Raw genomic sequence first — 10,429 nt, forward strand, 5'->3', positions numbered from 1 at the left:
CCCTCACCACAAATGCCTCGCCACACCATGAGCTTTTGGCAAACCATCAATCCCGATAAAAAACCTGCACCAGGTGATAGCCGAATTTACTCTTGATCGGCCCATGCACCACCCGTAGCGGTTTCTTGAAGATCACCGCGTCAATCACTCCGACCATCTGCCCCGGCCGCACTTCACCCAGATCGCCGCCGCGCTTGCCGGACGGGCAGGTCGAGTACTTCTTGGCCAGCACATCGAAAGCTTCGCCCTTGGCGATGCGTTGTTTGAGCTGTTCGGCTTCTTCCGAGGTTTTCACCAGGATATGGCGGGCTTGAGCTTTCATTGGGGCAGTACCTTGCAACAGTGTTGACAGCGGGGCGCGCGATTATGCCCTAACTCAGTCCGGTTGGCCGATCATCGTGCGAATCTTGTTGGCCAGCAGATCAATGGAAAACGGTTTGGCGACCATGTCCATGCCTTCCTCCAGGAAACCCTGGCGCTCAGCGGCTTTCTCCGCGTAACCGGTCATGAACAGCACTTTCAGATCCGGCCGGTGCTGGCGAGCGATTTCCGCCAATTGCCGCCCGTTCATTCCCGGCAGGCCGACATCGGTCACCAGCAAGTCGACGCGCAGATCAGACTCGAGCAAGGGCAGGGCTGTCATCGCGTCTTCGGCTTCATGGGCGTGATAACCCAGTTCATTGAGCAGGTCGAGTACCAGCATCCGCACCGCCGGGTCGTCTTCCACCAGCACCACGGTTTCACCGGCAATCGCCGCCGGGGCCTCGCCCGTCACCGGCATCAGCACGTCTTCCGGCTCCATGGCGTGCAGCCTTGGCAGGTACAGCCGCACGCTGGTGCCCTTGCCCGGCAAACTGAACAAGTTCACATGCCCGCCCGACTGTTGGGCGAACCCGTAAATCATCGACAACCCGAGGCCGGTGCCCTGGCCGATGGGTTTGGTGGTGAAGAACGGATCGAACGCCTTGGCCAGCACCGACGGTGTCATGCCGGTGCCGTTGTCGCTCACGGCAATCATCAGGTAATCCCCGGCCTTGACCGGTTCCAGGGTGGTGGCATCACTGCCGTCGAGGTAGACGTTGGCGGTTTCGATCAGCAACTCGCCGCCATCGGGCATCGCGTCCCGGGCGTTGATCACCAGGTTGAGCAGGGCGTTTTCCAGCTGGCTGACGTCGGTGCTGACCGGCCAGACCTCGTCGGCCAATTGCAGTTTGAGGGTGATGTGGTCGCCCTTGGTGCGGCTGAACAAATCTTCCAGCGAGCGGATCAACTGGTTGGCGTCCAGCGGCTTGCGATCCAGCGACTGACGCCGGGAAAAAGCCAGCAGACGATGGGTCAACGCGGCCGCCCGGTTGGCCGAGGACACGGCGGCCTCCGTGAAACGACCGATCTCGGCGATGCGCCCGTCGGCGATGTAGCGTTGCATCAGGTCCAGGCTGCCAATGATTCCGGTGAGCATGTTGTTGAAGTCATGGGCGATGCCGCCCGTGAGCTGTCCCACCGCTTCCATTTTCTGCGCGTGCCGCAAGGCCTCTTCGGCGCGCTCGCGTTCGAACATTTCACTGAGCAGTTTATCGTTGGCGTCGGCCAGCTGCCGGGTGCGGGCGGCGACCCGTTCCTCCAGGGTTTCGTTGAGGTTGCGCAGGGCTTCTTCAGTCTGTTTACGCTCGGTTTCGTCGATCACGAAGATGTAGAAACCGTTCACCGCGCCGTCCGGGCCGTGGCGCGGGAGGTAATTCATCAGCGCCTGGCGGATGCTCCCGTCACGGTGCGGCGTGCTGATGCTGAAACAGCAGGCTTTGCCTTTCAGCGCTTCGACGATGTACTCGGCGCGCAAGGCATAGGCTTTGTCGCCCAGTACTTCGCGAATGGTTTTGCCGTAGAGCTCCTGGGGCGTCAGGCCGTACCAGTCCAGATAGGCCGAGTTGTTGAGGCGGAAGCGCTCTTCGCTGTCCACGTAGCTGATCAGGATCGGCATGGCATTGATGATCAGTTGCAGCTCGGTCTGGCTCTGCCGCAGCGCTTGCTCGGTGTGTTTGCGCTCAGTCAGGTCGAGTGCGGCGCCGAGGAATCGCATGGGCCGGCCATGGTGATCCTTGTAGCAGCGCCCCCGGGCAAACACCCAACGCAACTGGCCGTCGGGTTGCAGCAAGCGATATTCCTCGGCGTACTCGGTGCCGTGGGTGATGCTGTGTTTGATGCTGCGCGCGATCATCGCCCGGTCTTCCGGGTGCACACCATGGAGGTAGGCGCTGATCGGCAGCTCGCCGGCCAGAGTCGGATCCACGCCATGCAATTGGGCGAAATGCGCGTCGGCGATAAAACGGTCCTCGCCGATGTCCCAATCCCAGGTCCCGACGGCGTCGGTGGCGGCCAGCGCCAGTTGCAGACGCTCTTCGGTTTCGCGCTGGGCCTTGAGGCTGGCGACCGAGCGCTGCTCCAGTTCCAGCGCGATGCGCCGACGTTCGTTGGTCTCGATGGCGGTGACCAGAATGCCGGCGACTTCGGCGTTTTCATCGCGGATCGGGCTGTAGGTCAAATCGAGCCAGAAGTCGGAATCCACGCCGTCACGTTGCAAGGTAAAACGCTGTTCGCTGTAGGTCCGCACCTGGCCTTGTAGGACGGCGCTGTAAATCGGGTCGGTAAAGTCTGTTAATTCTGGCCAGATCAGGTGAGTGGGTTGTCCGAAAGCATGTGGGTGTTTGCTGCCGGCGAGCAGCGCGAAGCCGTCGTTGTAGATCTGCGTCAGCGCGGGACCCCACAGCAACAGCATCGGCATCGGCGAGTGAATCACGATGTCCACGGCGGTTCGCAGGCTCTGCGGCCAGGTGCTGGCAGCACCCAGCGGCGTGCGCGTCCAGTCAAGTCTGGCAATCAAGGTCTGGGCATCGCTGCCGGTGGGTGATGCGCTCATCGCGTTGTCCTGCACTTAAGTCGGTGTGGCGGCGTCTACTATCCTTGCAGGGCGGTAGACGCTGGATGACCCGTTTTGGGTCATTATTTTTTCATTGAATGCTTCGCGGGTGCTTTTTGCCATGGAAATCGATGCACTGTTGAAGCTGCTGGCCAGCCAGAATGGCTCTGATCTCTACCTGTCTACCGGCGCGCCACCCAGCGCGCGGTTTGACGGCGTGCTCAAACCCCTGACCGACCAACCGTACAAACCGGGGGAAATCGCGGCGATAGCCGAGTCCATCATGGACGCCGAACAACGCCAGGAGTTCGACCGTGAACTGGAAATGAACCTGGCCATTTCCCTGGCCGGGATCGGCCGCTTCCGGGTCAATATCTTTAAGCAGCGCAACGATGTGTCGATCGTGGCGCGCAATATCAAACTCGACATCCCACGCTTCGAAGACCTCAAGCTGCCGGTGGTGCTGCTCGACACCGTGATGCTCAAGCAGGGTCTGATGCTGTTCGTCGGTGCCACCGGCTCGGGCAAGTCCACTTCGCTGGCGGCGCTGATCGATTACCGCAACCGTCACAGCAGTGGCCACATCATCACCATTGAGGACCCGGTCGAGTACATCCATCGGCACAAGAAGTCGATCATTAACCAGCGCGAAGTCGGCGTCGATACCCGGAGTTTTCATGCTGCCCTGAAAAACACCCTGCGCCAGGCCCCCGACGTGGTGTTGATCGGTGAAATCCGCGACCGCGAAACCCTGGAACATGCGCTGGCATTTGCCGACACCGGCCATCTGGTCATCTCCACCTTGCATGCGCATAACGCTCATCAGGCGCTGGACCGGATTATCAATTTCTTCCCTGAAGACCGCCGGGCGCAGCTGCTGCATGACCTGGGCAACAATCTCAAGGCGTTCGTTTCCCAGCGGTTGGTGCGTACCCGTGAGGGGCAGCGAAGGGCGGCGCTGGAGGTGATGCTGGGAACGCCAACCATTGGCGACCTGATCCGGCGCAATGAATTCGACGCGCTCAAGGGCATCATGGAGAAGTCGGCGGAGCAGGGGATGCAGACGTTCGACGGCGCGTTGTATGCATTGGCCGTGGAAGGCGCGATCAGCGAGGAGGAGGCGTTGAAGCATGCGGATTCGGTGAACAATTTACGGCTGCGGCTGAAGTTGCATGCCGAAGCATCGCCTGGGCCTCACACACCTCCAGGCGAATGGGGACTCATGGACTAACCCCAATCCAAACCTGCGTGAAGATCAAAAACTGTGGGAGTGAGCCTGCTCGCGATGGGTGTGTCCGTCAAAAAAGATGTTGGCTGACACTCCGCCATCGCGAGCAGGCTCGCTCCCACAGTAGATCTTCAACAGTAGATCTTCCCCAGTAGGTTGCCCCGCAGTGGATCTACGGCATCAATCCTTGAGCTCAGGCCGATTGCGAAACTGCTCCAGCGCCTCGGGATTGGCCAGCGCATCGGTATTTTTCACTGGCTGCCCATGCACCACATTCCTCACGGCCAGCTCCACCACCTTGCCGCTGATCGTCCGGGGAATGTCGTTCACCACGACAATCTTCGCCGGCACATGCCGAGGCGTGGTGTTGGCGCGAATGACCTGGCGGATGTGTTGCTCCAGTTCCGCATCCAGCACCTCACCTTCCCGCAGACGGACAAACAGCACCACCCGCACGTCATCCTGCCATTGCTGTCCGATGGCCACGCTGTCGATCACCTGCGGGACTTTCTCGACCTGTCGGTAGATTTCCGCCGTGCCGATTCGCACGCCGCCGGGGTTGAGCACCGCGTCCGAGCGCCCGTGGATCATCATCCCGCCGTGGGCCAGTTGCTCGGCGTAGTCGCCCTGGGCCCAAACGCCGGGGAACTGCGCGAAGTAAGAGGCGCGCAGCTTCTCGCCGGTCGGGTCATTCCACAAACCGATCGGCATGGCCGGAAAGTGCCGGGTGCAGACCAGCTCGCCTTTCTCGCCGATGACCGCTTGGCCGTTATCGTTCCAGACCTCGATGGCCATGCCCAGGCTCTTGCCCTGCATCTCGCCACGGCGCACCGGTTGCAGCGGATTGCCGTTCACAAAGCAGGAAACGATGTCGGTCCCGCCGGACATCGACGCCAGGCACAGGTCCGCCTTCAGGTCGCGATAAACATAGTCGTAACTCTGCGGTGACAGCGCCGAGCCGGTGCACAGCAAGGTCTTGAGGCTGCTCAGGTCATGACTTTGGCGAGGTTTCACGCCGCTGCTTTCCAGTGTCGCCAGGTACTTGGGGCTGGTGCCGAACACGCTGATGCGCTCATCGTCGATCAGGTCCATCAAGCGTTCGGGACCGGGATGGAACGGCGAGCCATCGTACAGCACGATGGAGCTGCCCACGGCCAGGGCCGAGACCAGCCAGTTCCACATCATCCAGCCGCAGGTGGTGTAATAAAACAGTCGCTCGCCGGGGCCGAGATCGCAATGCAGGCCGTGTTCCTTGACGTGTTGCAGCAGCACGCCGCCGGTGCTGTGGATGATGCATTTGGGCACGCCGGTGGTGCCGCTGGAATAGAGGATGTACAGCGGATGCGCGAAGGGCACGGCAACGAAGTCCGGCTCGCCGCCAGGGCTGTAGAAATCGTCCCACAGCGCGACATCGGCGTGAGTGTGGAAGTCCTGAATGCGCGCCTTCGGCCGTGCGTAAGGCACAACGATCAATTGCCGCAACGTCGGCAGCCGTTCGAGGATTTCGTTGACCTTGGCGGTCTGGTCGATGTCTTTGCCGGCATAGCGGTAACCGGCGCAGGTGACCAGCACTTTCGGCTCGATCTGGCCGAAACGGTCGATCACCCCTTGCGTGCCGAAGTCCGGCGAGGAACAGGACCAGATCGCCCCGAGGCTGGTGGTGGCGAGCATGGCTACCAGGGTTTGCCAGGTGTTCGGCATGCACGCGGCGACGCGGTCGCCCATGACCACGCCCGCGGCGATCAAGCTGTTTTGAAAACCGGCGACCTGTTCGGCCAGTTCGGCCCAGGTCAGGTGTTCGCGCTGGCCGTTTTCGCCCACGGCGATCACCGCCACGGCATCGTCACGGCGGCGCAGCAGGTGCTCGGCGAAGTTCAGGGTCGCGCCGAGAAACCATTCGGCGCTGGGCATGTTCGGCCCTTCGACCAGCACAGCATCCGGTTGCTGGTGAAAGCGAATGTCGAAGCAATCGACGATGGCCTGCCAGAACGCCTCGCGCTGATCGATGGACCATTGATGCAGGGCGGGGTAGTCGTCGAGGTGCACGTGATGCCGCTGACTGACGAAGCGCCGGAAGGCCTCCATCCGGGTCTTGCCGATGCGTTCGGCGCTGGGTTGCCAGAGGATGTCGGACATGGCTTGCCTCTTGTTTTTTATGTGTACACACAGGCTTTTGTGGCGAGGCAGCTCGCTCCCGCTGGGCTGCGCAGCAGCCCCGGATTTTGGCGGCAACCACCTGTTTGGGAGTGCTGCGCTCTCCAGCGGGAGCAAGCTCCCTCGCCACAGGGGGCGTGCAAATTACTGCGCCAACCACCCACCATCAATATTCCACGCCGCGCCACGCACCTGGCTACCGGCTTCGCTGCACAAAAACAGCACCAGTTCACCCAGTTGCGGCGGAGTCACGAATTCCAGGGACGGCTGTTTCTCGGCCAGCAAATCGTGTTGCGCCTGCTGCGGGTCGGTCCCGGCAGCGATGCGATCATCAATCTGTTTCTGCACCAGCGGCGTCAACACCCAGCCCGGGCAGATCGCGTTGCAGGTGACGTGGGTGGTGGCGGTTTCCAGGCCGACCACCTTGGTCAGGCCGATCACGCCGTGCTTGGCTGCGACGTACGCCGCTTTGCCCACCGATCCGACCTGGCCATGCACCGAGGCGATGTTGATGATCCGCCCCCAGTTTTTCTCGCGCATGCGCGGCAGGCTCAGGCGGGTGCTGTGGAACACCGACGACAGGTTGATCGCGATGATCGAGTCCCAGCGCTCCACGGGAAAGTCTTCAACCGCGGCCACATGCTGGATGCCGGCGTTGTTGACCAGAATGTCGACGCCGCCGAACTCGCGCTCGGCGTAGGCAATCATCTCGGCGATCTGCACCGGGTCGCTGACGTCGGCGGGGTGATGCCCGACCTTGCCGCCGTACTGCTGGACTTCAGCGATGACCTTGGACGCGTCGCCGAAACCATTGAGGACCACGTTGGCGCCAGCCTTGGCCAGGCTGAGGGCGATGCCCAGGCCGATGCCGCTGGTGGAGCCGGTAACCAGTGCGGTCTTGCCCGAAAGAGTCGTCATGAATACCTCACACAATGCCAGTGGCGTAGAAAGTGCCGATCACTACGAAGACCGCCAGGGTCTTGATGATCGTAATACAGAAAATGTCTTTGTAGGCCTCGCGATGGGTCAGGCCGGTGACCGCCAGCAAGGTGATCACCGCGCCGTTGTGCGGCAGAGTGTCCATGCCGCCACTGGCCATCGCGGCCACCCGGTGCAGCACTTCCAGCGGAATGTTGGCGGCGTGGGCTGCTGCAATGAAATCGTTGGCCATGGCGGCCAGGGCGATGCTCATGCCACCCGATGCAGAACCGGTGATACCGGCCAGCAAGGTCACGGTGATCGCTTCGTTGACCAGTGGATTGGGAATGCTCTTGAGCCAGTCGGCCAGCACCAGGAAGCCCGGCAGGGACGCGATCACCGCACCAAAACCGTATTCCGACGCAGTGTTCATCGCCGCGAGCAACGCGCCGCTGACGGCACTTTTGCTGCCCTCGGCGAGCTTGCTGCGAATCGCCTGGAAGCCGAACACCAGCACCATGATGATGCCGACCAGCAGCGCAGCCTGGACCGCCCAGATCGCCGTCAGTTTGGCGATTTCCGTGGTCACCGGCGCGGCCATGCCCGGCAGCGAGAGGCTGTGGGTCTTGCCGTACCACTGTGGAATCCACTGGGTAAACAGCAGGTTCATGATGCCCACGGCCAGCAGCGGCGACAGCGCGATCCATGGGTTGGGCAGCTTGATGTCGGCCGCGGTTTCCGGCTCGTTGCGCAACTCGGTGCCATAGCCTTCACCCAAGCGCTGGGCCTTGTTGCGCTGGCGTTGCAGAAACAGCATGCCGGCGCAGAACACGAAAATCGTGCCGATCAGCCCCAGCCACGGCGCCGCCCAGGCGGTGGTGTTGAAGAAGGTGCTGGGGATGATGTTCTGGATTTGCGGGGTGCCGGGCAGGGCGTCCATGGTGAAGGAAAACGCGCCGAGGGCGATGGTCGCCGGGATCAGGCGTTTCGGGATATTGCTCTGGCGGAACATTTCCGCGGCGAACGGGTAAACCGCAAACACCACCACAAACAACGACACGCCGCCGTACGTGAGCAGGGCGCAGACCAGCACGATCACCAGCATCGCCTGACGCGTACCGAGTAGACGAATCGCCGCCGCGACAATGGAGCGCGAAAAGCCCGACAGTTCAATCAGCTTGCCGAACACCGCGCCGAGCAGGAACACCGGGAAATACAGTTTGATGAAGCCGACCATTTTCTCCATGAACACCCCGGTGAAGGCAGGGGCGACGGCAGAAGGGTCGGTGAGAAGGACAGCGCCAAGGGCGGCAATCGGGGCGAAGAGGATAACGCTGTAGCCACGGTAGGCCGCGAGCATCAGCAGCGCGAGGGCTGCCAAGGCAATGATCACACTCATGGTGTGTCTCCTGGATTGTTATTTTTTTAGGGTAGAACGTTGTGGGGGAGGGCTTTAGCGAGTTTCGTGCCATTTGCGTAAGCAATTGAAATATAAGGATATATTTATGTCTTGTATGAGGGTGTTGAGATAGTTGTCTCTACTTTGAGACATGTTTGGGTTGTAAGGCCTCATCGCCAGCAGGCTGGCTCCCACAGGTCACTGCATTTGTCAGATATATCGCCTAACTTGTGGGAGCCAGCCTGCTGGCGATGGCCTGTCTAATAATGGAGATTTATGTCTCTTTACAGAGATTCGGCAATCCCCAACGCCACCATTTTCTTGTACAACGTAGACCGCCCCAGCCCCAACCGCGCCGCAGCTTCAATCACCTTGCCCCCGCATTGCGCGAGGGCCGATTCAATTAATTGCCGGTCAAACCGTTCCCGCGCCGCGCTGAACGTCTCATGCGCCACCGCCTCAATCGCCAGCGGCGCCACGCGCTGCACCGGCGTGAACGTCCCGATCGCCGCGCGAATGTCCGTCGCATTCAACACCAAGTCATCACTGAGCAACGCCGCGCGCTCCAGCACGTTGCGCAACTCACGAATATTCCCGGGCCAGGCATGCCGGGCCAACAATTCAAGCGCTTCGCGGTTCAGTTCATGCTGGCTGCGCAGTTCCTCGAGAATCGCTTCACTCAGGGCCGGCAAGTCATCGAGACGGTCTCGAAGTGGCGGCACGTTGATCGGCAGCACGTTCAAGCGGTAATACAAATCGGCGCGGAACTCGCCGCGCTTGATCGCCGCTTCCAGGTCGGTAGAGGTTGCCGCGATCACCCGAACATCGCTCTGGATCACTTCGTTGGAGCCCACCGGCTCGAATTCCTTTTCCTGCAAGACCCGCAGCAGCTTGCTTTGCAGTGGCAGCGGCATGTCGCCGATTTCATCGAGAAACAGCGTGCCGCCCTGAGCGATCTGCAACTTGCCGGCGCGACCTTTGCGGTCGGCACCGGTAAACGCGCCGGGCGCCGTACCGAAGAATTCGGCTTCCAGCAGCGCCTCGGGAATCGCCGCGCTGTTGATACTGACAAACGCCTTGTGCGCCCGTGGCGATGCGCCGTGAATCGCCTGGGCCAGCAATTCCTTGCCGGTGCCGGTTTCACCCAGTAGCAACACCGGCGAGTCGGCACTGGCGCTGCGTCGGGCCCGGCGTTTGACTTCCAGGCTGGCCGCGCTGGTGCCGATGAAGTGAGCGAAGTTGTACTTGGTCTGCCGTGACCGCAGCAGCGAGCGGGTCGAGGCCAGTTCTTCCTGCATGCTCATGTAGCGCTTGAGCATCGGCGACAGGCTGCGCAATTCGTCGAACAGCGCAAAGCCGATGGCGCCAATCACCACCCCGGCATCGTCATGAATCGGCAGGCGCATGACCACCAGCGGCTCCTTGGGGGTGTCCTGCATGTCGAGCAGAATCGGCCGGCCCGTGCGCACCACTTCACGCAACAGGCTGCCGGGGATCACGCTTTCGCAGGCCTTGCCGATGGCGACTTCAGCCGACTCCAGGCCAAAGCGCCGGGCATAGCGTTCGTTCATCCAGACGATGTTGGCGTCGCGATCGACAATCACCGTGCCTTCGCTGGACTGCTCGATGATTTCGAACAACGAGCGGATCGCCAGCAGGCGAACGCGCTGGTAGTCCTTGAGGCTTTCGGTGGTGTTCATGTGGGCAGATCCTGATTGTGTGTTGCCTGTGCTGGCCCAATCGCGAGCAGGCTCGCTCCCACATTGGGTCTGTGTCGTTCACAAATCCCCTGTGGGAGCGAGCTTGCTCGCGATTG

At 61.4% G+C, this 10,429-nt stretch carries 7 protein-coding genes; 1 reads left to right on the forward strand and 6 read right to left on the reverse strand.

The window, feature by feature from the left end:
* Positions 1–46: 46 nt before the first annotated feature.
* Positions 47–322, reverse strand: a complete 276-nt coding sequence (locus EJA72_RS27800) for a peptidylprolyl isomerase (protein WP_007898282.1) — start codon at positions 320–322, stop codon at positions 47–49.
* A gap of 54 nt (positions 323–376) precedes the next feature.
* Positions 377–2,914 carry a PAS domain S-box protein gene (locus EJA72_RS27805; RefSeq protein WP_157715070.1) on the reverse strand — a complete coding sequence of 846 codons (2,538 nt, stop codon included), beginning with the start codon at positions 2,912–2,914 and terminating at the stop codon, positions 377–379.
* Between the two features lie 121 nt (positions 2,915–3,035).
* On the opposite strand from EJA72_RS27805, the gene EJA72_RS27810 reads away from it, so the two are divergent.
* Positions 3,036–4,145, forward strand: a complete 1,110-nt coding sequence (locus tag EJA72_RS27810) for a PilT/PilU family type 4a pilus ATPase (RefSeq protein ID WP_157715071.1) — start codon at positions 3,036–3,038, stop codon at positions 4,143–4,145.
* A 177-nt stretch (positions 4,146–4,322) separates the two neighbouring features.
* On the opposite strand, the gene EJA72_RS27815 is transcribed toward EJA72_RS27810, so the two are convergent.
* The 4 genes from EJA72_RS27815 to EJA72_RS27830 all read right to left on the reverse strand — a co-directional run bounded on the left by EJA72_RS27815 (position 4,323) and on the right by EJA72_RS27830 (position 10,313).
* A complete protein-coding gene (locus EJA72_RS27815) occupies positions 4,323–6,278 on the reverse strand; it encodes an acetoacetate--CoA ligase (RefSeq protein ID WP_157715072.1) in 1,956 nt (651 codons plus the stop codon).
* A gap of 162 nt (positions 6,279–6,440) precedes the next feature.
* Complete coding sequence (hbdH, locus tag EJA72_RS27820; RefSeq protein WP_157715073.1) at positions 6,441–7,214, reverse strand: 3-hydroxybutyrate dehydrogenase; 774 nt, start codon at positions 7,212–7,214, stop codon at positions 6,441–6,443.
* A gap of 7 nt (positions 7,215–7,221) precedes the next feature.
* Complete coding sequence (locus EJA72_RS27825) at positions 7,222–8,613, reverse strand: GntP family permease (RefSeq protein ID WP_157715074.1); 1,392 nt, start codon at positions 8,611–8,613, stop codon at positions 7,222–7,224.
* Positions 8,614–8,897: 284 nt separating this feature from the next.
* Complete coding sequence (locus EJA72_RS27830; RefSeq protein ID WP_157715075.1) at positions 8,898–10,313, reverse strand: sigma-54-dependent Fis family transcriptional regulator; 1,416 nt, start codon at positions 10,311–10,313, stop codon at positions 8,898–8,900.
* Positions 10,314–10,429: the final 116 nt, after the last annotated feature.

The organism is Pseudomonas sp. PB120, assembly GCF_009761815.1.
Lineage (GTDB): Bacteria > Pseudomonadota > Gammaproteobacteria > Pseudomonadales > Pseudomonadaceae > Aquipseudomonas.

What these genes read in the sequence shown, in the direction of transcription:
- EJA72_RS27825 (WP_157715074.1), bottom strand. Translation starts at nt 8,613, where the DNA reads ATGAGTGTGATCATTGCCTTGGCAGCCCTCGCGCTGCTGATGCTCGCG.
- hbdH (WP_157715073.1), bottom strand. Translation starts at nt 7,214, where the DNA reads ATGACGACTCTTTCGGGCAAGACCGCACTGGTTACCGGCTCCACCAGC.
- EJA72_RS27805 (WP_157715070.1), bottom strand. Translation starts at nt 2,914, where the DNA reads ATGAGCGCATCACCCACCGGCAGCGATGCCCAGACCTTGATTGCCAGA.
- EJA72_RS27830 (WP_157715075.1), bottom strand. Translation starts at nt 10,313, where the DNA reads ATGAACACCACCGAAAGCCTCAAGGACTACCAGCGCGTTCGCCTGCTG.
- EJA72_RS27810 (WP_157715071.1), top strand. Translation starts at nt 3,036, where the DNA reads ATGGAAATCGATGCACTGTTGAAGCTGCTGGCCAGCCAGAATGGCTCT.
- EJA72_RS27815 (WP_157715072.1), bottom strand. Translation starts at nt 6,278, where the DNA reads ATGTCCGACATCCTCTGGCAACCCAGCGCCGAACGCATCGGCAAGACC.
- EJA72_RS27800 (WP_007898282.1), bottom strand. Translation starts at nt 322, where the DNA reads ATGAAAGCTCAAGCCCGCCATATCCTGGTGAAAACCTCGGAAGAAGCC.